Below are 20,386 nucleotides of genomic sequence, written 5' to 3' on the forward strand. Positions count from 1 at the left end.
GGGACGGGGTGGCTCTGGTCGAGTCGGTGGCCGGTTGGGCGCCGCCGAGGCGGGTGACCGACGACGACTTACCCGCGCACGGGGGCGTGGACGACACCTGGGGGAGGGCCCGTACGGGGATCGTGGCCCGCCGCCGGGGCGGTCCCGGCGTGTCCACCGGCGACCTGGCCCACGAGGCGGCCCGGCCGGTCGTGGAGCGGGCCGGAGAACTGCTCGGCTTCGACCTGGGCAGCGACGGCACCGGACACGACCTGATGACCGTGGTGGGCGGCGGCTCCCGGACACGGGCCTCGCAGAAGGCCGCGGAGCCGCAGGACGGCTGCTTCCGGAGGCGCGGCCGGGCCGTCCGCCGGCGGGCCGTCGAGCGCATGACCGGCTCCTGCCGGAGCCTGCTCGCCGAGTTGCGCCGGGACCCCGGGCGGGCCGACCGCTTCGTGGGGCACCAGGCGAACGGCCGGATCCCGAGCGCGGTCGCCGAACCGCTGGGGACCGGCCCCGCGCGGTGTGTGACCCACCCGGACCGTGTCGGCAACACCGGCGCCGCCTCCATCCCGCCCGCGCTCGCCGACGCGGATGCCAGAGGCACCCTGCGGACCGGCGAACGCGTGCTGCTGACGGCCTTCGGCGGCGGTCCGACCAGGGGACCGGCGGCGCTGCGCTGGGGCGGTCCGTCCGCGGCCCCCGCCTCGTCCGGCTCCGCCCGCTCTTCCGCTTCCCGCACCGCCGCGGCGCGGGAAGCCGCGACCGCACTCTCCGAGGAGCTCTCATGAGGACACCCGACATCGCTGTGACCGGCCTTGGGATGATCACCCCGGGTGGCGCCGGTGCGGCCGAGACGTGGGAAACGGTCTGCGCGGGCCGGCCGGTCGCCCGCCGGCTGCCCGGACTGCGCGGCCTGCCGGTCGACTTCGGCTGTCCGGTGGAAGGTGTCGATCTCGACGCCGCGGTCGGCGGACGCAAGACCTGGCGCATGCACCGGTTCGTCAAACTGGCGCTGATCGCCGCCCGGCAGGCCGTCGCGGACGCCGGCCTCGATCCCGAGCGCTGGGACGCCTGCCGGGTGGGTGTCGTCATCGGTGTCGGGGTCGGCGGGGTCTCCGTACTCACCGACAACGCCCTTCGGCTGCACACCGAGGGCCCGGAGGCGGTGTCTCCGCTGCTGGTGCCGATGATGATCCCCAACGCGGCCGCGGGCGAGGTCGCCATCGCGCTGCAGGCCCGGGGCCCGAGTCTGGCGCCCGCCACCGCCTGCGCCTCCGGAGCCACGGCCATCGCGGTCGCCCGCGACCTGCTCGTCTCCGGGCAGTGCGACGTGGTGGTGGCCGGGGGAGCGGAGTCGGTCCTGGAGCCGCTGGTGATGTCCGGCTTCGCGAAGATGGGCGCGCTGTCGAGGCGCTGCGACAACCCGGCCGGCGCCTCCCGGCCGTTCGCGGCCGACCGGGACGGGTTCGTCATCGCCGAGGGCGCCGGCGTGCTGGTCCTGGAGCGGGCCGCCGACGCGGCCGCCCGCGGACGGCACCCGAGGGCGCTGCTCGCCGGAGTGGGCGCCACCACCGACGCCCTCCACCCCACAGCCCCCGATCCGCAGGGGCGCTACGCGCAGGCCGCTGTCGAGGGGGCGCTGCGGGACGCCGGCTGGAGTCCGTACGACGTCGGGCATGTGAACGCGCACGGGACCTCCACCCCGCTGAACGACGCGATGGAGGCCGCCGTGATCTCGCGCGTCTTCCCGCACTGGCCGCCGGTGACCTCGGCGAAGGGCGTCCTGGGGCACTCGCTCGCCGCGGCGGGCGCGATCGAGGCCGCGCTGACCGTACTGACCCTGGAGGAGGGCATCGTCCCGCCCGTCGGCAACCTGGACGCCCCCGCTGCCGAGTTCGACCTGAACTGCGTGACCAAGCAGGCGCGCAGTGAGGACGTGGAGCGGGCCGTCAGCCACTCCTTCGGCTTCGGCGGGCACAACGTGGTGCTGGCCTTCCAGCGCGGAGCGTGAGGCATGACCGCGGCCACCACAACCAGGAACACGGACATTGACACCACGGCGGAGCACACCACAGCGCGGAACGCCGCCGCCGAGGACCCCGGGGCCGCCGTGCGTGGTGAGCTCGTCCGGGTGCTGTTCGGCGACGAGCACCGGGCCACCCACGGCCCCTGGCGGGCGCTCCTCACCACGGAGCCCTTCCGGCGCAGGTCCGATCCGGCTCCGGCGGAGCGGCTCCAGCTGGCGTACGGGCGGCTGCGCACCCTCAACTCCACGCTGGACAGCGCCTTCCGGCTGGCCGCCGACCCGGTGGCCCTGGCGAACATGCACGAGTGGCTCAGCCCGGTCGACACCGCGCTGACCACGGTCGCCGGCATCCACTACAACCTGTTCCTCGGCACCCTGCTGGACCACGACGGCGACGTACTGCGGGACCTGTCCGCCTTCGCGGACCTCAGCCGTGTCGGGACCTTCCTGTGCACCGAACTCGCCCACGGCAACGACGCGACGGCGCTGGAGACGACCGCGGACTACGACCGCGCCAGGGACGGATTCCTGCTGCGCACACCGCACGCGGGCGCCCAGAAGTTCATGCCCAACACCAGTACCGCGGGCGGCCCGAAGAGCGGAGTGGTGGCGGCCCGGCTGCTGGTCGACGGCCGGGACCTCGGCGTCTTCCTGTTCCTGACCCCGCTGACCACGGCCGGAGGGCCGCTGCCCGGCGTACGCGTGAGGCTGCTGCCCCGACGCCTGGGCAGCGCCGTCGACCACTGTCTGACCTCGTTCGACGACGTATTCGTCCCGCGGGACGCGCTGCTCTCCGGCTCCCAGGGCCGGCTCGATGCCGAGGGCGTCTTCACCAGCGATGTGGTCAACCGGCGCAGCCGCTTCCTGCTGTCGATCGGCAGGGTCACCGCGGGAAAGCTGAGCATGAGTGCCTGTGCCGTGGGGTCCGTACGGGCGGCCCTGGCGGTGGCCGTCCGGTACAGCGCGCACCGGCTGATCGGCGGGGTACGGGCGGCCGAGCGGGTGCCCGTCATGGCCCACCGCAGCCACTACGCCCCCCTCGCGGGCGGGCTGGCCACGGCGTACGCGATGACGCTGCTGCACCGCGCGGTCCTGCGCGCCTGGACGGAGCACGGAGCGGCGGGCCGGGCGGACGCGGAGAGACTGGTCGCCGTCGCCAAGGCGTGGATCACCTGGGAGGCGCGCGCTGTCATCACCGAGTGCCGCGAACGGTGCGGCGCCCAGGGGCTGTTGGAGAACAACGGGCTGGCCGCGCTGGTGACCGGCATCGAGGGTGCGATCACCGCCGAGGGCGACAACCTCGCCATCCACGCCAAGGCGGCGGCCGGCATGGTGGCGGGCCACCGCCCGCCGCGCCCAGCAGCGGCCCCCGCGGGGCGTGAACTGACCGACCCGGTGTTCCTCCGTGAGCTGCTGGCCGCAGTCGAGTGCGTCGAACTCGACCGGGCCCGCGCAGGTATGCGCGACGCCGCGCCCGGGGACGCGCTCGGCAGGTGGAACGCGGGCGCGACCGCCGCACTGCGGGCTGCCACCGCGCACGCCCAGCTGCGGGCCGCCGAGGCTGTCGCCGAAGCGGCGGACGCACTTGTACCGGGCTCCGCCGCCCGGGAACTGCTGGACACCCTGGGCCGGCTCTTCGCCCTGGAGCGCATCGCACCCCGGAGCGGGGATCTGCTGAACGGGGGTTTCGTCGACGGCCGTCACATCGTCGGACTCCCGGCCGAGGTGGACCGGCTCACCGCCGTGGTCGCGGGGCAGGCGCAGACGCTGGCCGGTGCGTTCGACCTGCCGGACGAGTGGCTGGCGGACGTACCGGTCACGGACGCCGGGTACGCCGCCGCGTACGACGACCCCGGAGGGCCCTGGCACCGTACGGCCGGGCAGGCGCAGCGGTGAGCCGGCTCCTGCTGCGGACGGTTCTGATCGCGTACTGGGGCACGACCCACGTACTGTCCCGCTTCTGCCGCCAGGACCTGGTGCCCGGCGCGGCTTCAGGCGCTGCTCCAGGTGGTCGCACGGGCGGCTGTCCATGACGGGGCGGCTGCCCGCGGGCGGGGCGGGAGCGGACGTCCCGGGGGCCCGCTGGTGCGGCGACCTGCGGTGTTCCCGTCGCGGAACATCGTCAGGGGCTGTGAAAAAACCTTCCCTCATCGCGTAACCGGAAGATCGTTCAGCCGTTGGACCGACGTCCATGGTGTGCGATTCATGCGCATTCATACGTTTTGTGTGAAGGGGAATGTCATGTCCGAGCTGCACCCGACCCTCGTCGATGTCCTGACCAACACCTTCAAGGTCCCCGCCGTCGAACTCCGCCCCGAGGCCACCATGGACGACCTGGAGATGGACTCCCTCGCCGTCGCCGAGCTCGGTGTCATCGTCAAGGAGACCCTCGGTGTCGACGCCGACGCGGACGCCGCCTACAAGGGAGCCACGCTGGGCCGGATCAGCGACTTCCTGGCGGCTTCCACCGCTTCCACCGCGCCGACCGCGGCCGGCTCCCGATGACGCTCCCTCCCGTCGCCGTCACCGGCCTGGGGATGATCACCCCGGCCGGCCACGACACGGAATCCACCTGGCGGGGTGTGTGCACCGGCACCTCCATGGCCCGTACGGTCCCCGAACTGGGCGGCTGTGCGATCGACTTCGCCTGTCAGGTGACCGGGATCGATCTGTCGGACGCCGTGGGCGGGCGGACGGCCTACCGGATGGGGCGCTATGTCAGGCTCGCGGTGCTGGCCGCCGCCGAAGCCGTCGCCGATGCCGGACTCGTGCCGGAAGCCTGGGACGGCACGCGGGTCGCCGTCGTCATCGGGACCAGCAGCGCGGGCTCGACCGGACTGTACGAGCAGTCGGTCGCGCTGGAACTGCGGGGGCCCGATTCGACCTCGCCGCTGGGAACCCTGCTCACTATCCCCAATATGGCGGCCGCCGAGGTCGCCATCCGGCTGCGGACCACCGGTCCGAGCCTGGCGCCCTGCACGGCCTGCTCGTCCGGTGCCACGGCGATCTCGGTGGCCCGTGATCTGCTGGTCACGGGCCAGTGCGACATCGCCGTCGCGGGAGCCACCGAGTCGATCGTCGACAAGCTGGCACTGACCGGCTTCGCACGGTCCGGGGCCGGAGCGGTGCGGGCCGGGGAGGAGCCTTCGGCCGTGAGCCGGCCGTTCGCGGCCGACCGGCGGGGTCTTGTGATGGGGGAGGGGGCCGCCGTCATGGTCCTGGAGCGCGAGGCCGATGCCCTGGCCCGGGGGGTGGCCCCGCGGGCTCTGCTGGCCGGAACCGGTGCCACCACCGACGCGTACCACCCCACCCGCCCCCGTCCCGACGGGGCCGTCGCCGAGGCGGCGGTGGACGCGGCGCTGCGCGACGCCGGCTGGCGCGCCACGGATGTCGGACACGTCAACGCCCACGGCACCTCGACCCTGCTCAACGACGCCACCGAGGCCGGGCTGATCGCCCGTGCCTACCCGCACCGTCCCCCGGTGACCGCGCCCAAGGGTGTGCTCGGTCACTGCATGGGAGCTGCGGGTGCCATCGAGGCGGGGCTGACCGTCCTCACCATCCAGCACGGACTCGTGCCGCCGGTCGCCAATCTGACGGCCCCCGCGCCCGAGTTCGACATCGACTGCGTGACCAAACAGCCCCGCCGGGTGCGGGTGTCGCGCGCGGTCAGCCACTCCTTCGGCTTCGGCGGCCACAACGCCGTACTCGCCTTCCAGCGGGCCTGACGGCCAGGGCGGGCCCGGTGCCCGCGGCGGGCGGCGTCCGTCCCGCCGCGGGCACCGGGCCGTGTCCGCGAAGGAGCGCCTGGCGTGCGACGCCCTCCGGGCGGCGACGCGACTTCGCGGACACGGCCTAGACTCCTTCGGTGAACGACTCCCTCCGCACCGCCGAAGCCCTGCGCACCGCCCTCGCCGGGCTCCTCGACGGGCTGCCGTCCAAACAGGCCGCCCAGGCCGTCGAGCGGCTGATCGCCAACTACCGCGGGACCACTCCCACCGGCACGCCGATCCTGCGCGACCGCTCGGACGTCGCCGCGTACGCCGCGTACCGGATGCCCGCCACCTTCGAAGCGGTACGGTCCGCGCTCGACGCCTTCCGCGCCGCGGTGCCGGGGTGGGTGCCGTCCCGGCACACCGACGTCGGTGGGGGCACCGGTGCGGCGAGCTGGGCGGTGGCCGGGGCCTGGGACGGGGCAGAGGGAGCGGGCGGGGACGGGGCCGGCGCGGCAGCGGACCGCCGTACCACCGTGCTGGACTGGGCGGAGCCGGCGCTCGCGCTCGGCCGTGAACTCGCCGCGCAGTCGGGCTCGTCCGCGCTGCGCGGTGCCGAATGGCGCAGCGCGCGTATCGGGCCTGGGCTCACTCTGGAGAGCACTGACCTGGTGACGGTCTCCTATGTCCTGGGGGAGCTGACCGAGGCCGGACGCACCGCAGTCGTGGACGCCGCGGCCCAGGCGGCCCAGGCGGTAGTCGTCGTCGAACCCGGCACACCCGACGGCTATCTGCGGATCATGGCGGCCCGGGACCGGCTGACCGCGGCGGGGCTGCGGACCGCCGCACCGTGCCCGCACAGCGACGCCTGCCCCATCGAGCGCGGCACCGACTGGTGCCATTTCTCCACGCGGGTCAGCAGGTCCTCGCTGCACCGGCAGATCAAGGGCGGCTCGCTGGCGTACGAGGACGAGAAGTTCAGCTACGTCGCCGCGTTCCGGGGCGGAACGGAGACCGTCCCGGCCCGGGTCGTGCGCAAGCCCCAGATCCGCAAGGGCCTGGTCCAGTTGGAACTGTGCACGGACGCGGGCGAGCTCGCCCGCCGGACCGTCTCCAAGCGCCAGGGCGACCTCTACCGCGCGGCACGGGACACCGCGTGGGGCGACGGATGGCCGCAGCCCCACGCGTAGGCCCTGCCCGGCCGGACCTCACCTACCGCCGGCCGGCAGCGCTGGACACCGCCGGGCTACGAACGCAGCTCCTGCGTACAGCACTTGACGCTTCCGCCACCCTTGAGCAGTTCGCTCAGGTCCATGCCGAGCGGTTCGAAACCGCGGGCACGCAGCGGAGCGAAGAGGCCGACAGCCGTCTGCGGCAGCAGCACGTTGCGGCCGTCGCTCACCGCGTTCAGTCCCAGCGCGGCGGCGTCCTCAGGAGCCGCGGTCAGCGCGTCGGGAAACAGCCGTTCCAGGACCGAGCGGCTGCCGGGGGAGAACGCGTCCGGGTAGTACATGACCTCGTCCGCCTCGTCGTCCAGGACGCTCAGCGCCGTATCGAGGTGGTAGTAGCGCGGATCGACCAGATCCAGGCCGATCACCGGGCGGCCGAAGAACTCCTGGGCCTCGTCGTGCGAGAGGGTGCTGGAGCGGAATCCCCGCCCGGCCAGGATGTACGAGGCGGTGACGGCGAAGTCGCCCTCTCCCTCGTTGACATGGGACGGCCGGTGGATTCCGGTGAAGCCGTGGGCGCGGAACCACTCCAGGTGCGCCTCGGCCTCCGGGACGCGTTCCGCATGGGCGAAGCGGGCGCCGAGCACGCGCCCGTCGATCACCGTCGCGCCGTTGGCCGCGAAGACCATGTCGGGCAGGCCGGGCCCGGGGTCCAGGATCTCGACCGTGTGGCCGAGTGCGCGGTACCGGTCGCGCAGGTCCTCCCACTGGGCGAGGGCCAGGGGCAGGTCGACCGGTTTTGAAGGGTCCATCCACGGGTTGATGGAGTACGTCACCCTGAAGTGTGCTGGTGGGCACATCAGATAGCGCCGGGGTCTGGCGTCACGAGGCAATGAGGGCTCCTCACGGCGGACATGAGCTGCGGGTGTGCAGCCGACTGCTGCCCATGGTCCGCCCCGCGGGGCCTGCGCGCTGTGCACCGATCGGGTGGTTCACGCACCGTGGCCGGGGGCCCCGGTGCGGGCGGTGCGGTGGTACGGAGCGTCACATCACACGGATACCGAGACGATACGTATCGGATCAGGCGATGTTAGATTCCCGTCCATGGCCGACTCCCCGTCTCCCGCCCTGCCGCCCGAAACGAAGCCGCCCGGCAGGGCGCCGGACTCCACCCGCCGCAGCGAACGCTCGCACCGGGCGATCCTCGACGCGGCACTCGCCCTGGTCGCGGAGGTCGGCTACAACAAGCTGACCGTCGAGGCCATCGCCGCCCGCGCGGGAGTCGGAAAGCAGACGATCTACCGCTGGTGGCCGTCGAAGGCGGCCGTCCTGCTCGACGCCTGCGTCGCGCTCACCGGGGACGCCGAGGCCGAGGGCGAGTGGAGCGGCTTCCCCGACACCGGGGACATCGCCGCCGACCTCAAGCATGTGCTGCGGCTCACTGTCGACCAGTTCAACGACGAGAAGTACGACGCTCCGGCCCGCGCACTGACCGCTGCCGGGTCGACCGACCCGGAACTCGGCAGACGTTTCACGCGCGAGCTGCTCGAACCCGCACTCGGGCTGTACGAGGAGCGGCTGCGGGCCGGTGTGGCCGCCGGGCACATCGGCGCTGACGTGGACATCCGGATCGCCGTGGAGATGCTGGTCGGGCCCCTCACCCATCGCTGGCTCCAGCGCACGAACCCGCTCACCCACGCCTTCGCGGACACCTGCGTGGACCAGGTGCTCCGCGGGATCGGGGCCCGCCCGGACAGTGGCTGAACCACCCCGGCCGGTAAGTGTGGTCACCCGGGGCGCAGGATGGTGGCAGCATGGAGGGTCCGTGGAGCATGAGCGGAAGCGGCGAGGTGAGGGGATAGATGGGAACAGAGTTCGGCCGAGACCGTGGCCCGGCGAGCAGGATGCCCCAGTGGCTGCGCCGCCGCCCCAGACAGTCCCCCGACGACAACCTCAACCGCGAGAAGCTCTTCGTCGCCGCCGCCGAAGCCGGGCTGCCCCTCTCGCCTGCCGCCCACCCCGTCGGATACCGGTGTTCCTGCGACCGTGTGGGCTGTCCCACCCCGGCCAGGCACCCCCTCTCCTTCGCCTGGCAGACACAGTCCACGACCGACCGCGCCCAGGTCGAGCGCTGGGTCCGTAACCAGCCCGACGCCAACTTCATCACCGCGACCGGCATGGTCCTCGACTGCCTCGATGTGCCGCTCGACGCGGGGCGCAGCGCGCTGGAGCGGCTGCTCGCCGACGGGATCGAAGTGGGGCCCGTCGCCCAGTCCGGCAACGACCGGATGCTCTTCTTCACCGCCACTCGCGGCACCCCCGAGGACGAGGACGAGTGGTGGCCGTGTGAGCTGGACTGCCACCCGGAGACGATGGACGAGCACCCGGGGCTGCGCTGGCACTGCCGGGGCAGCTATGTGCTCGTACCGCCCGCGCGGCTGCCCGGCGGGGCCGGGGTGGACTGGGTCCGCGGACTCGAACACCCGCTGCCCGACCCGCTGACCCTGCTGGAGACGCTCACCGACGCCTGCGCGCGCTTCGCCGGCGACGACCAGGACGCCCATGCGGTGGCCTGGCCACTAGGCCGCTGAACCGCACCCGGCCCGCCGCATGGCGGGCCGGAGCACGTCCCGCGTCCACGGGTACCGCGCAGGCCCTGCGAACGGCCCCGAGCCCAGCCCGCTCCGGGTGCCCTACGAACCCTTCGCGGCCGTCAGCCCCGCCAGCCGGTTGAGGATGACGACCTGGCCCTTCGCCGGTACCAGCGCGACCTGGCTGGATATGCGCTCCTTGGTGATGGTGGTCTTCGCGTCACCGGTCGTCAGCGCCTTCACATCCGCCGGCACCGTCAGATGCAGACCCTTCGCCGCGGTCTGCTGCTCGTAGTGCCGGGTGGAGAAGAAGACCAGAGCCCCGCCACCCCGGATCGTGAGAGCCAGCGGCCGGTAGTCGCCGTCGGTCAGCGCACGGTCCACGTACTGCGTGGAGAGGCCCAGCCGATTCGCGTCCTTCTGCCGCGACTGCCGCCAGACGGTGGTGTCCGCACCAGGGGCGAAGTGGTCCGGCTTCCCGCTCTTCAGATACGCGGCGTACTGCCCGCTGAGTCTCTCCGGAGCCACCGCGAGCGAGGAGTCGGCGGGCTCGGCGGCCCGCGCCCAGCCGTCCTTGTCCGTGACGAAGCCGGGGACCGCCGACGGGGCGAGGACCGAGAGATAGGCGGCCTTCCACGGCTGACCGGCCGCGTCCCGTACGAACACCACGAGCCAGCGGGTGTCCCCACGGCCGCCGTCCCGGTCCCGGTTGGAGTCCGTGTCGGCGACGAACCACCGGGGCCATCCGGCCTTCTTGGGGATGACGAACTTCGCGTCGGTGAGTTTCAGGTCCGAGTGCTGTGCGTTCCCGGCGGGGGTGGTGACGTGATGTGCCTTCAGGCCCGCCTGGTTGATGGCCCCGAGCGGACCGGTGACCCGGCCCTCGTCGAGAGCCGGGTCGTACGCCTTGTCCGCCTTGTTGTACGCGACGGTGAAGGCGGCGAGTGCTCGGGCCGCGTCAGCCCTCGTCGCTGACGGTACGACCTCCAGCTCGCCGTGCACCGTCATGCACCCGCTCGCCGTCAGCGATATCGCCGCTGTCGTCGCGAGCCCCGCCGTCAGCCGCCCCAGCCTGCCCATGAGTTGCCTTCTGCTCCTGCGATCCCGCTGCCTTCGAGGACGTGGTGAACCCTACCGGGGCGAAGAAGAGCGCGAGCGTGGGGACCAGATACAGCACCCATACCGTTGCCTGGAGCACCGTCGGGTCGGGCTGGAAGTTGAACACGCCCTTCAGGAGCGTGCCGTACCAGCTGTCCGGCGGGACGGCCGAGCTGATGTCGAACGCCAGGCTCTGCAGACCGGGGATGAAATCGGCCTCCTGCAGATCGTGGACGCCGTACGCCAGCACACCCGCGGCCACGATCACCAGCATCCCGCCGGTCCACGTGAAGAACTTCGACAGGTTGATGCGGACCGCACCCCGGTAGAAGAGCCACCCGAGCACCACGGCGCTGAGGATGCCGAGCAGCGCGCCGATCATCGGCCCCTGGGCGCCGTCGGTCGAGGTGTGCACCGAGGACCAGATGAACAGCGCAGTCTCCAGACCCTCCCGGCCCACGGCCAGGAACGCCGTCGCGACCAGCGCGCCCGTGCCCATCTGCAGCGCGGTGTCGAGCTTGCCGTGGAGTTCGGCCTTCAGATGCCGTGCGGTGCGCCGCATCCAGAAGACCATCCAGGTCACCAGACCGACGGCGACGATCGACAGTGAACCGCCCAGCGCCTCCTGGGCCTTGAACGTCAGCTCCTGCGAACCGAATTCGAGCGCGAAGCCGAAGGCGAGCGCCACCACGACCGCTGTGACGATGCCGGTCCACACCGGCCGCAGCGCGTCGCGCCGCCCGGTCTTGACCAGATAGGCGATGAGGATGCACACGACCAGGCTGGCTTCGAGGCCTTCGCGCAGACCGATCAGATAGTTGCCGAACACGTCGGGTCCTTTCTGGTTGCAGGAACCGGGTTACGAGGACGACGGCAGGGAAACGGACGGGCGCCGGGGCGGGACGTGTCAGGCGAACAGGCCACGGCCCCACCAGTCGCCCTTGCCGCGGACACCCGGCGGAACGGCGAAATGCGCCGAACCCACGTGCTGGATGTATTCGTTGAGTGCGTCATGCCGGGCCAGACCGCGCTGGAGCGGGATGAATCCCTGTCGCGTGTCCCGCTGGTACGCAAGGAAGAAGAGCCCCGCGTCCAGCCGTCCAAGGCCGTCCGTGCCGTCGGTGAAGGAGTAGCCGCGGCGCAGGATGCGAATCCCGTGGTTGCTGTCCGGATGGGCGAGACGTACGTGCGACGTCGGCAGCATCGCCTTCAGGAAGGGTGCGTCACGCTCCTTGGCCTTGCCGACCGGGGCGCCCTCGCCCTTGTCGCGGCCGAAGACGTCCTCCTGCTCCTGGAGCGAGGCTCGGTCCCAGGTCTCGATGTGCATCCGGATGCGGCGGGCCACCAGATAGGAGCCGCCGGTCATCCAGGCCGCCCGGCCCTTCTCCGCCGCCCATACGTGCTGTTTCAGCGCGGCCGCGTCGGTGCCCGCGATGTTCCGGGTGCCGTCCTTGAACCCCATCATGTTGCGCGGGGTCTGGGCGTCGGGGGTGGTCGACGAGGTCTTGCCGAACCCCAGCTGCGACCAGCGGATCGCGATCTTCCCGAAGCCGATCCTGGCCAGGTTGCGGATCGCGTGCACCGCCACCTGCGGGTCGTCCGCGCACGCCTGGACACACAGGTCCCCGCCGCTGCGCGTCGCTTCGAGGTTGTCACCGGGGAACTCCGGCAGGTCGACCAGAGCTTCGGGGCGCCTGTCCTCCAGGCCGAACCGGCCCTTCTCGAACAGCTTGGGGCCGAAGCCCACCGTCAGCGTCAGCCGGGACGGCTTCAGCCCGAGTGCCTCGCCGGTGTCGTCGGGCGGGGCCTCGGCGAGACCGCCGTACGCCCCGTCGCCCACGGTGTGCCCCTGCGTCATCAGGGCCGCGGCCGCCGTCCAGTCCTTGAGCAGCTGGATCAGCTCGGCCCGGTCGTCGGTCGTCACGTCGAACGAGGCGAAGTGCAGCCGGTCCTGGACCGCGGTGGCGATACCGGCCTGGTGCGCGCCGTGGAACGGCACGGCGGCCCCCGACTCCGCGACGGGCGCGGCGTCGTCACCGGTGCGCAGCGCGGCGGCGGCGCCGCCCGCCGCGACCGCTCCGATCGCGAGTCCGGCGCCGCCCCAGCCGATCAGGGACCGCCGGGAGGGGGCCGTGGCACCGGACTCGTCGGCCATGACAGGCTCCTGGCTCTCCGGCTCCGCCGCCTTGCCTTCGGCCTTGCCTGCAGCCTTCTCCGGGCGGGCCATTACTTGGAGACCACGGCCGCTGCGAGCTTCGACAGCGGTTCGGCCAGCGCGTTGACGGCGTCCGACAGCTTCTTGCGGTCGGCCTCGGAGACCTTGTCGTACGACGTGAAGTCGTACGAGGTCTTGTCGCTGCGGTAGTGGTCGAGCAGTGAGTTCAGCGCTGTGAACTGCTTGTCCAGTTCCTTGGTCAGCGCGGGCTCGTTCTTCGCCGCGACCGGCTTCAGCAGCTCGTACGCCTGCTGCGCGCCCTCGACGTTCGCCTTGAAGTCCACCAGGTCGGTGTGGCTGTAGCGGTCCTCCTCACCGGTGATCTTCCCGGTGGCGACCTCGTCGAGGAGTTCCTTGGCGCCGTTGGCCATCGAGGTCGGGGTGATCGCGGCGGTGCCCACGCGCTTCTGCCAGTCGGCCAGGTCGGTGTCCAGCTCGGTCGCCAGCGACTTCTCGGTGGCGCCGATCTTCTTGTCCTGCCAGAGCGACTTCTCCAGGCGGTGCCAGCCGGTCCACTTCTGGCCCTTCTCCAGGCCGTCCGCGCGGGTGTCGGTCTTCGGGTCGATGTCACCGAAGGACTCGGCGACCGGCTCGGTGCGCTCCCAGCCGATGCGTGAGGGGGCGTACGCCTTCTTGGCCGCCGCCAGGTCGCCCTTGCGGATGGCGTCGGTGAAGGTCTTCACCTTCGGCAGCGTCTCGTCCGCCTGCTCCTGCGCGTACTTGCGGTACGCGGCGACCGCGGCGTCCAGCTTCGGGTCGCGCTTCGCGGCCTGGCCGCCGGTGACGGTGACCTTCTGGCGGATGCCGTTGCCCTTCATCCCGGGCTTGCAGGCGACTTCGTACGAGCCGGCCTTGACCTCTGCGGTCAGGGTCTGCTTCAGGCCGGGACCTATGTTCTCGCGCTCCGCGACGATACGGTCGTCGGGGAAGAGCAGGTAGACCTCGGTGACCTTGGAGCCCTTGTTCTCCAGGGCGAACTGCACGTGCCCCGCGGGGAAGCGGGTCCTGGAGACCTTGCAGGAGGAATCGCTCGCGGTGACGGCGACGGCGCCGCTGCCCCCCGCCTTGGCATCGCTCTTCTCGGCACAGCCCGTGACGGCGGTCAGAGCGGCCAGGGCCGTGACGGCGGTGACGACGGAGAGTCGGACGGGTCGCATACGGGCTCCACGCTGGGTGAATGGTCGAGTGAGGCAGCCCTAACTTAACCGAGGCTTACCTCAGTGATACCCACTCGTGCAGTGATTCAGATCTCATTCCGCGGGCCTGGTCACAACCCCGTCACGGCAGGGCCATATCCGGGTCAAGCCGCTCACGGCGGCGGCCGTTCCGGGACGATCGGGGCGCTCGGCTGCCCGGGTGCCGGGATGCGTCCGCCCCGGGCGACCTTGGCAGGGCAGCGGCAGTCGCCCCCGGCCCCGACGTCTCCGCGCGGGTGCCAACTCGGTTCTGTCCCCAGGCGAGATGGCCATGATCATGGACGGGGCCGCGGTACCGGGCGACGAGCGGGGTCCGGCGGCGCGGCCGGGGCGCCGGGGCTCACTCCATCGGGCCGTCTGGAGTGGCAGGTCCGCCGGGCTCTCGTAGCGTCGAAAGCGCGGCCTTCGCCGTGCCCGACTCCACTCATGATCTGCCCGAACTGCCGAAACGAGGCGTCCATGGTCGGCCAGCCCGTGTCCCTGTACGGAGATGAACGCCTGGCCGCCCCACCTGCCGACGCCTCGGCCGGCGCCGGCGCGGGGCGCCTCGCTCCGCTCTTCCGGCCCTTCCCCCGAATCCGGTGACGCCCGCATCCACGGCCGTCCCCGGCGTGCGGATGTCCCCGCAGCTGTCCCTGGTGATCGGTCTGCAGCTGATGGACCCCGGGTTTCCGGGTGGCGGGTGCCACCCGGCCTACCAGTGGGACTGCCTGGTCCAGCCGGAGCGGGTCGGCCCGGACGGCCTGGGGCCCCTGCTCCACGCCCTGCTGCGCCGGGGCATCGGGCCCTCCGACGCCACGGCCGTCGCGCTCGCCCACGCCGCCGCGTCGGAGCGCTGCTGGGGCGAGGTGGCCGAGATCGACGAACGGCTGTACGCGGCGACGCTCAGTCAGGAGCAGCGGGCGGCCGCGGTCCGGACCGGGCGGCGGATGCTCGACACGGGCCGAGCCGTCTTTCCCTGCGAGGCCGTGGAGGAGTACGCGGCTCTGGTCGCACGGCGGGAGGCACCGGGCAACCGGGCGGTGGTCTCCGCGGTCATCCAGGCCGGAGCGGGGGTGCCCGTCCAACAGGCGGTGGCCGCTGAGCTGTTCGCGTTCTGCGCCGCCTTCGCCGGAGCGGCCCGGCGGACAGGTGCGGCCGGCCACCGCGCGTCGCAACTGCTGCTGCGTGGCGCCGCGCCGGTGGTCGAGGAGGTGACGGTGGACGCGCTCCGCCGTGGACTCGCCGATCTGGGCGGCTGCGTGCCTGCGGCCGACGCGCTGTACGGGCGTCCCGGCCGCGCGACCGCGTGAGTGAGTGCGGCTGAGCGGCCACGAGCGCACGACCTGCCGGCCCACCGGCCGCGGGAGACCCGGGAAATCCGGAGAGGAATCACCATGAACGACAAGGTGGCGACCACGGCCGGCGGCCGAGCCGAACTCTCTGTGCCGGACGTCCGGCACGGGGCGGTGGCCTGATATGGCGCTTGTGACGGACGAGGGGCCCGAAGCGTCGGGGACGGGGCGGTCGCAGACCCGGTCGCGGCTCTCCGCGGCGCACCACACCCCGGGCCGCGTACCTCCCGAGGTGGCACGTCACGCCCGGGACGCCGACGGCGCGGCCGGTGCGGACCCGCCCGCCAGGGTCGGCCTGCTGGAGATGGGTTTCGAGCGGATCAGCGGACGCACCGAGCTGGTCCGCCGCTACGGCAGGATGCCGCTGCGGACCGGCCGGGCCCAGTACGCGGACCCGTTGAGGCCGCAGATGGCGTTCGTGCGGCTGATGCCCGCCGAGGGCGGCATGCTCCAGGAGGACCGCCAGCGCGTCGACGTCTGCTGCGGCGCCGAGAGCGAGGTGCATCTCACGACGGGGGCGGTGACCGAGGTCCGCGGCATGGAGAGCGGCTACGCGACCCGGCTGGTCAATCTCTCGGCAGGCCCCGACGCGTATCTGGAGTACCTGCCCGAGCCGTTGCTCCCCTTTCCCGGCGCCCGGCTCTACCAGCGCACCGTGATCACGGCCGACCCCACCGCCACTGTCGTCATCGGCGAGACGGTGGCCAAAGGACGGACGGGATCCGGCGCACGCCACGCGTACGACGTCCTCGGCCTGGACCTGGAGGTCCGGCGGCCCGACGGCAGGCTGCTCGCACTCGACGCGCTAAGGCTGTGCCCGGACCGGGACGACGTGACGGGGCCGGGTGTGCCGGCCGGGAGCACCCACCTGGCATCGCTCTTCGTCGTGACCGGCCGGTGCGCGGCGACCGAGGTGGCCGATGCCCTGCACGGCGCACTCGGCGGTCGCGGACTGGCGTACGGAGTGAGCGTGCTGCCGCACGGCTGCGGCGCCTGGCTGCGGGTACTCGGCGACGACGGGACAGCGGTCGCGGCCGCCCGGTACGCGGGCTGGGACGCCGCGCGCCGGCTGCTCACCGGCTCGCGCGCGCCCCGGCCCGCCTGAGCCGCACGGAACGGCTCAGGCGCTGAGCGGGGTGAACTCCCGGCCCAGCTCGCGAAGGACCTGGATGTTCAGCGCGAAGGCCTGCTTGCACTCGTCCACGATCCGCCGCTTCTCCAGCTCGTCCGCGTCCACCGCGTCCAGCATTTCCCGGTAACCACGCTTGAACTCGGCCGGGTTGGGGATCCCGTCGAAGACGTAGAACCGCACGCCGTCGCCCTTGCGCGTGAAGCCCCAGGTCTTCTCCGCCGCGTCGCGGACGATCTGACCGCCGGACAGGTCACCCATGTAACGCGTGTAGTGGTGCGCGACATAGCCGCCGGGCCAGCTCCGCGCGCAGTGCGCCACCCGCTCCGTATAGGCGGTGGTGGCGGGCAGCGGCGTCAGCCCGGTGCGCCAGCCGGGGCCCCGCAGATGTGCCAGGTCCTGCTCCAGTGCGGCCGTGCGCATCAGCTCCGGGAGGATGAACGGACCGGCCACGGGGTCCGCAGCGAGCCGCTCGGCGCCCTCCTCCAGCGCCCGGTAGACGAACCACAGTTGCTCGGTGTAGCGGGCGTAGGCGTCCACCCCGAGCGTGCCGCCGAGCATGTCGCCGATGAACGTCGCGGAGTTGGCCTCGGTGTGCTGGTCGTGCGAGGCGGTGCGGATGAGCGTCGAAAAGGCGTCCATGGCGGACCTCCGGGGCCGAGGGGGACGGAAACCTGGGTCGAGCTCCCGTGCTCAGGGTTACCTGAGTCAATGGGTTCCCGACGTCCTGTCGGCAAAACACGTACCCGCCCCGGCCCCTGGCCAATCCGGATCAGGGCAGCGTCAGGACCTCCGCCCCCGTCTCCGTCACCACGAGCGTGTGCTCGAACTGCGCCGTCCGCCTGCGGTCCTTGGTGACCACGGTCCAGCCGTCGTCCCACATGTCGTACTCGTGCGTGCCGAGGGTGAGCATCGGCTCGATCGTGAACGTCATGCCGGGCCGGATCAGCTCCGTGGCGTACGGGCTGTCGTAGTGCGGCACGATCAGCCCGGAGTGGAACGAGGTGCTGATGCCGTGCCCGGTGAAGTCCTTGACGACGCCGTAACCGAAGCGCTTGGCGTACGACTCGATGACCCGCCCGATGACATTGATCTGGCGGCCGGGCCTCACCGCCTTGATGGCCCGGTCGAGCGATTCGCGGGTCCGCTCGACCAGGAGCCGGGACTCCTCGTCGACGTCCCCGCAGAGATAGGTGGCGTTGTTGTCCCCGTGCACGCCGTTGATGTACGCCGTGACGTCGAGGTTCACGATGTCGCCGTCCCGGAGCACCGTGGAGTCCGGAATCCCGTGGCAGATGACTTCGTTGACGGAGGTGCAGAGCGACTTCTTGAACCCGCGGTAGCCGAGGGTCGACGGGTAGGCCCCGTGGTCGCACATGAAGGTGTGGGCGACCCGGTCGAGTTCATCCGTCGTCACACCGGGCACGATGTGCTTGGCGGCCTCCGCCATCGCCTGCGCGGCGATACGGCCTGCGACGCGCATGCGCTCGACGGTGTCGTCATCCTGGACTTCCGGTCCGGTGTACGGCGTCGGCGCGGGCTTGCCCACGTACTCGGGACGCCGGATGTTTCCGGGTACGGAACGGGTGGGAGAGAGCTCCCCTGGTACGAGCAGTGACTGGCCAGACATGCCAGCGAGTGTATGAGAGAGGAGCCGACCATGGCTTTGTTCAAGAAGCGCGCGGCCGCGAAACCGGGCGAGTGGTACTACTGCCTCCAGCACAAGAAGGCCGAAGAGGGGCCCGAGTGCCCCTCCAAGAACCGTTTCGGCCCGTACGCCACCCGCGAGGAGGCGACCCACGCCATGGAGACGGCGGCCGAGCGCAACGTGGAGTGGGACACCGACCCCAAGTGGCACGACAGGAGCGCGACCGACGAGGAGAAGTGACCGGCCGCCCGGCCGCCGTCCCGGCCGGACCGCGCTGATCAGACCGCCGCCGCAGCCGTCGCCGCCTCCTTCTGGGCGCGGCGCTGCTGTGCGTCGGCGTCCGTGCCCGCGTCGTACGTCAGCAGCTTCGGCAGGACAGCGGCGAGTACCCCCACCGAAGCGACGCAGGCCAGCCCCCCGCTCCAGATCGCGGTCCGTGTCCCCGTCCAGCCGGCCAGCGTTCCCGCCCTCACCTGGCCCAGCTGCGGACCGACGCTGTACGAGAGCACTTCGATGCCTGCCAGCCGGCCGCGCAGCTCCTCCGGGATGGTCTGGTTCCAGATGGTGGAGCGGCCGAGCCCGCTGAGCATGTCGCCCGCGCCCGCGAAGGCCAGGCACAGGAGCACCAGCCAGATGTTGGTGAACCAGCCGGCCGCCGTGATCGCCAGGCCCCAGCCCGCCGCTCCGAAGACGACGAAGAGCCCGTGCCGCCTGACCCGCGACGTCCAGCCGCTGGTCAGGCTGAGGAGCACCGACCCCACCGATCCGGCCGCATACATCAGGCCGAGTGCCCACGTGGCATGCAGATCGTCGGCGAGGAAGGGGAAGACCGTGTTCGGATACGCGAAGAACATCGCGGCCAGGTCGACCGCGTACGTCCCGAGCAGCACCGGGCGGCTCCAGGCGTACCGCGCGCCCTCCGCGATCCCGCGCAGCGACGGTCTCGCGGCACCGTGCGAGGGCGGGGCGGGCGACAGCCGGGAGCACATGGCGACCGACACGGCGAAACCGAGCACCGTGACGCTGTACGCGGTGGGGTACCCGGCGTACGCCACCACCACCCCGGCCAGCGCAGGACCCGCGATCGCACCGGTCTGCCAGCGCAGGGCGTTCAGCGCGGCGGCCGCGGTGAGCTGGTCGTGCGGCACGATCCGCGCCATCAGCGAGTCGAGTGCGGGCCGCTGCAGCCCGGCGAGGGCCGACACCCCCGCGGCCACGACGTACAGCGGCCAGAGCATCGGCGTGGCCAGCAGCGAATTCACCAGCAGCAGGGAGGCCAGCAGACCGAGCCCCGCCTCGGTGGCCAGAATGACCTTTCGCCGGTCCGCGGCGTCGGCGAGCGCACCGCCGTACAGGCCGAAGACGACGAGCGGCACCAGTTCGACCGCGCCCATCGCACCGACTGCGGCCGGTGACTCGGTGAGTTCCTTGATCTGGAGCGGCAGCGCGATGAGCGCCATGGAGCTGCCGAAGAAGGCGATCAGGCCTTGTATCCACAGCAGCCGGAACTCCCGGGAGGAGCGCCAGGGGGTGAGATCGGGGAGTATCGCGCCGAGCCGCGTGCCAGGGGCCACGAGAGGTCATGCTCGGTCGCGCCGCCCCCGCGCGCAAGCCGATTACCAGCGGCTCGGCGGAGGAGCTGTCAGCTGCTCGGCGAGGCGCGACAGGCGGTCCCGGAACCGCGGCCTGCCTCGCTGCGCGGGGAGGCCGTTCTCCCCGGCTGCGGCGCTGACCAGGTGCTGCACGGTGTCCAGATCCACCTCGTCGCCGTCCGTCACGGTGAGCGCCTCATGGGCCAGACCGTGCACCTCCGGGTGCCCGCCGTCCAGCGCCAGCACGGTGGCCCCCGCCCGCCGCGCCCCGTGCACCCGCTCCAGGAGCCCGTCGCCCGGCAGCTCCGGGGCGACGACCAGCAGCGTCGCCCCGCGCCCCGCCGCCTCGATCCGCCCGAGCCCCACGGAGAGGTGCGCGGGCTCACCGCCCGCGATCCGGTGGCGTACCAGCGTGGGCGCCAGCTCGGGCAGTCCCGACCAGGCGGCCTCGTCGACGAGGTGCGCGGCCAGGTGCCACGGCTCGTACGTCCGGGTCCCTACCAGGAGCAGCCCCCCGCCACGCGGCACGACGGACGAGCGCAGCGCGGTGGCGAACCGGCGGGTGGCGCGAGGCCACTCCGTCCCCGCGAGTACCTCCCGCAGCAGAGCTACGCGTACGGCGTCCATGGCCCGGCATCCTGCCGTAAAGGGCCCGCGACCGGGGGTCCGTCGGGCCCCTGTCATCCGTACGAG

The 20,386-nt window shown here is 72.3% G+C and carries 20 protein-coding genes; 11 read left to right on the forward strand and 9 right to left on the reverse strand.

Features of this window, described 5'->3' with window-relative positions:
* Positions 1-8 precede the first annotated feature (8 nt).
* The 6 genes from OG584_RS25635 to OG584_RS25660 all read left to right on the forward strand — a co-directional run bounded on the left by OG584_RS25635 (position 9) and on the right by OG584_RS25660 (position 6,911).
* Positions 9-770, forward strand: a complete 762-nt coding sequence (locus OG584_RS25635) for a 3-oxoacyl-[acyl-carrier-protein] synthase III C-terminal domain-containing protein (RefSeq protein ID WP_405781227.1) — start codon at positions 9-11, stop codon at positions 768-770.
* The gene (locus OG584_RS25640; RefSeq protein WP_405781229.1) at positions 767-1,993 is read left to right on the forward strand and encodes a beta-ketoacyl-[acyl-carrier-protein] synthase family protein; all 1,227 of its coding nucleotides are present in this window, start codon (positions 767-769) and stop codon (positions 1,991-1,993) included. Before OG584_RS25635 ends, OG584_RS25640 begins: the two co-directional genes overlap by 4 nt.
* A gap of 3 nt (positions 1,994-1,996) precedes the next feature.
* Positions 1,997-3,904 carry an acyl-CoA dehydrogenase gene (locus OG584_RS25645; RefSeq protein WP_405781230.1) on the forward strand — a complete coding sequence of 636 codons (1,908 nt, stop codon included), beginning with the start codon at positions 1,997-1,999 and terminating at the stop codon, positions 3,902-3,904.
* A 345-nt stretch (positions 3,905-4,249) separates the two neighbouring features.
* Positions 4,250-4,513 carry an acyl carrier protein gene (locus tag OG584_RS25650; RefSeq protein WP_405781231.1) on the forward strand — a complete coding sequence of 88 codons (264 nt, stop codon included), beginning with the start codon at positions 4,250-4,252 and terminating at the stop codon, positions 4,511-4,513.
* Entirely contained in the window at positions 4,510-5,736 is a 1,227-nt protein-coding gene (locus tag OG584_RS25655) for a beta-ketoacyl-[acyl-carrier-protein] synthase family protein (RefSeq protein WP_405781233.1), read from the forward strand. The genes OG584_RS25650 and OG584_RS25655 overlap by 4 nt, the downstream gene beginning before the upstream one ends.
* Positions 5,737-5,876: 140 nt before the next feature.
* A complete protein-coding gene (locus OG584_RS25660) occupies positions 5,877-6,911 on the forward strand; it encodes a small ribosomal subunit Rsm22 family protein (RefSeq protein WP_405781234.1) in 1,035 nt (344 codons plus the stop codon).
* Positions 6,912-6,967: 56 nt separating this feature from the next.
* Here the strand turns inward: OG584_RS25660 and ddaH are convergent, their stop codons facing one another.
* Positions 6,968-7,870: a dimethylargininase gene (ddaH, locus tag OG584_RS25665; RefSeq protein WP_405781236.1), complete on the reverse strand. Its 903-nt coding sequence runs from the start codon at positions 7,868-7,870 to the stop codon at positions 6,968-6,970.
* A gap of 124 nt (positions 7,871-7,994) precedes the next feature.
* Between ddaH and OG584_RS25670 the strand changes: the two genes are divergently transcribed.
* Both OG584_RS25670 and OG584_RS25675 read left to right on the forward strand, forming a co-directional pair.
* Positions 7,995-8,654: a TetR/AcrR family transcriptional regulator gene (locus OG584_RS25670; RefSeq protein WP_405781238.1), complete on the forward strand. Its 660-nt coding sequence runs from the start codon at positions 7,995-7,997 to the stop codon at positions 8,652-8,654.
* 98 nt (positions 8,655-8,752) lie between these two features.
* Entirely contained in the window at positions 8,753-9,481 is a 729-nt protein-coding gene (locus OG584_RS25675) for a bifunctional DNA primase/polymerase (protein ID WP_405781240.1), read from the forward strand.
* A 102-nt stretch (positions 9,482-9,583) separates the two neighbouring features.
* Here the strand turns inward: OG584_RS25675 and OG584_RS25680 are convergent, their stop codons facing one another.
* The 4 genes from OG584_RS25680 to efeO all read right to left on the reverse strand — a co-directional run bounded on the left by OG584_RS25680 (position 9,584) and on the right by efeO (position 13,951).
* On the reverse strand, positions 9,584-10,552 hold the full coding sequence (locus OG584_RS25680; protein ID WP_405784289.1) for a hypothetical protein: 969 nt from the start codon (positions 10,550-10,552) through the stop codon (positions 9,584-9,586).
* Positions 10,440-11,408 (reverse strand): iron uptake transporter permease EfeU, encoded by a 969-nt coding sequence (efeU, locus tag OG584_RS25685; protein WP_405781241.1) that lies wholly within the window; start codon positions 11,406-11,408, stop codon positions 10,440-10,442. The genes OG584_RS25680 and efeU overlap by 113 nt, the downstream gene beginning before the upstream one ends.
* A 78-nt stretch (positions 11,409-11,486) precedes the next feature.
* Positions 11,487-12,734 carry an iron uptake transporter deferrochelatase/peroxidase subunit gene (efeB, locus tag OG584_RS25690; protein ID WP_405781243.1) on the reverse strand — a complete coding sequence of 416 codons (1,248 nt, stop codon included), beginning with the start codon at positions 12,732-12,734 and terminating at the stop codon, positions 11,487-11,489.
* A 71-nt stretch (positions 12,735-12,805) separates the two neighbouring features.
* Positions 12,806-13,951, reverse strand: coding sequence for an iron uptake system protein EfeO (gene efeO / locus OG584_RS25695; RefSeq protein ID WP_405781245.1), 1,146 nt, complete (start codon positions 13,949-13,951; stop codon positions 12,806-12,808).
* A gap of 620 nt (positions 13,952-14,571) precedes the next feature.
* On the opposite strand from efeO, the gene OG584_RS25700 reads away from it, so the two are divergent.
* Both OG584_RS25700 and OG584_RS25705 read left to right on the forward strand, forming a co-directional pair.
* The gene (locus OG584_RS25700) at positions 14,572-15,282 is read left to right on the forward strand and encodes an urease accessory protein UreF (RefSeq protein ID WP_405781247.1); all 711 of its coding nucleotides are present in this window, start codon (positions 14,572-14,574) and stop codon (positions 15,280-15,282) included.
* A 166-nt stretch (positions 15,283-15,448) separates the two neighbouring features.
* Positions 15,449-16,429, forward strand: a complete 981-nt coding sequence (locus tag OG584_RS25705; protein WP_405781249.1) for an urease accessory protein UreD — start codon at positions 15,449-15,451, stop codon at positions 16,427-16,429.
* Positions 16,430-16,444: 15 nt separating this feature from the next.
* Here OG584_RS25705 and OG584_RS25710 read toward each other — a convergent pair whose 3' ends face one another.
* Positions 16,445-17,095 carry a heme oxygenase (biliverdin-producing) gene (locus OG584_RS25710; RefSeq protein WP_405781251.1) on the reverse strand — a complete coding sequence of 217 codons (651 nt, stop codon included), beginning with the start codon at positions 17,093-17,095 and terminating at the stop codon, positions 16,445-16,447.
* Between the two features lie 130 nt (positions 17,096-17,225).
* Entirely contained in the window at positions 17,226-18,083 is an 858-nt protein-coding gene (map, locus tag OG584_RS25715) for a type I methionyl aminopeptidase (protein ID WP_405781253.1), read from the reverse strand.
* A gap of 30 nt (positions 18,084-18,113) precedes the next feature.
* Between map and OG584_RS25720 the strand changes: the two genes are divergently transcribed.
* The gene (locus OG584_RS25720) at positions 18,114-18,341 is read left to right on the forward strand and encodes a hypothetical protein (RefSeq protein WP_405781254.1); all 228 of its coding nucleotides are present in this window, start codon (positions 18,114-18,116) and stop codon (positions 18,339-18,341) included.
* Between the two features lie 38 nt (positions 18,342-18,379).
* Here the strand turns inward: OG584_RS25720 and OG584_RS25725 are convergent, their stop codons facing one another.
* Both OG584_RS25725 and OG584_RS25730 read right to left on the reverse strand, forming a co-directional pair.
* Complete coding sequence (locus tag OG584_RS25725; protein WP_405781256.1) at positions 18,380-19,675, reverse strand: MFS transporter; 1,296 nt, start codon at positions 19,673-19,675, stop codon at positions 18,380-18,382.
* Between the two features lie 42 nt (positions 19,676-19,717).
* On the reverse strand, positions 19,718-20,320 hold the full coding sequence (locus OG584_RS25730) for a hypothetical protein (protein ID WP_405781258.1): 603 nt from the start codon (positions 20,318-20,320) through the stop codon (positions 19,718-19,720).
* Positions 20,321-20,386 lie beyond the last annotated feature (66 nt).

The organism is Streptomyces sp. NBC_00859, assembly GCF_045161865.1.
Lineage (GTDB): Bacteria > Actinomycetota > Actinomycetes > Streptomycetales > Streptomycetaceae > Streptomyces.

What these genes read in the sequence shown, in the direction of transcription:
- OG584_RS25645 (WP_405781230.1), top strand. Translation starts at nt 1,997, where the DNA reads ATGACCGCGGCCACCACAACCAGGAACACGGACATTGACACCACGGCG.
- OG584_RS25670 (WP_405781238.1), top strand. Translation starts at nt 7,995, where the DNA reads ATGGCCGACTCCCCGTCTCCCGCCCTGCCGCCCGAAACGAAGCCGCCC.
- OG584_RS25640 (WP_405781229.1), top strand. Translation starts at nt 767, where the DNA reads ATGAGGACACCCGACATCGCTGTGACCGGCCTTGGGATGATCACCCCG.
- OG584_RS25705 (WP_405781249.1), top strand. Translation starts at nt 15,449, where the DNA reads ATGGCGCTTGTGACGGACGAGGGGCCCGAAGCGTCGGGGACGGGGCGG.
- efeO (WP_405781245.1), bottom strand. Translation starts at nt 13,951, where the DNA reads ATGCGACCCGTCCGACTCTCCGTCGTCACCGCCGTCACGGCCCTGGCC.
- OG584_RS25655 (WP_405781233.1), top strand. Translation starts at nt 4,510, where the DNA reads ATGACGCTCCCTCCCGTCGCCGTCACCGGCCTGGGGATGATCACCCCG.
- OG584_RS25650 (WP_405781231.1), top strand. Translation starts at nt 4,250, where the DNA reads ATGTCCGAGCTGCACCCGACCCTCGTCGATGTCCTGACCAACACCTTC.
- OG584_RS25710 (WP_405781251.1), bottom strand. Translation starts at nt 17,095, where the DNA reads ATGGACGCCTTTTCGACGCTCATCCGCACCGCCTCGCACGACCAGCAC.
- OG584_RS25675 (WP_405781240.1), top strand. Translation starts at nt 8,753, where the DNA reads ATGGGAACAGAGTTCGGCCGAGACCGTGGCCCGGCGAGCAGGATGCCC.
- efeB (WP_405781243.1), bottom strand. Translation starts at nt 12,734, where the DNA reads ATGGCCGACGAGTCCGGTGCCACGGCCCCCTCCCGGCGGTCCCTGATC.
- map (WP_405781253.1), bottom strand. Translation starts at nt 18,083, where the DNA reads ATGTCTGGCCAGTCACTGCTCGTACCAGGGGAGCTCTCTCCCACCCGT.
- OG584_RS25730 (WP_405781258.1), bottom strand. Translation starts at nt 20,320, where the DNA reads ATGGACGCCGTACGCGTAGCTCTGCTGCGGGAGGTACTCGCGGGGACG.
- OG584_RS25720 (WP_405781254.1), top strand. Translation starts at nt 18,114, where the DNA reads ATGGCTTTGTTCAAGAAGCGCGCGGCCGCGAAACCGGGCGAGTGGTAC.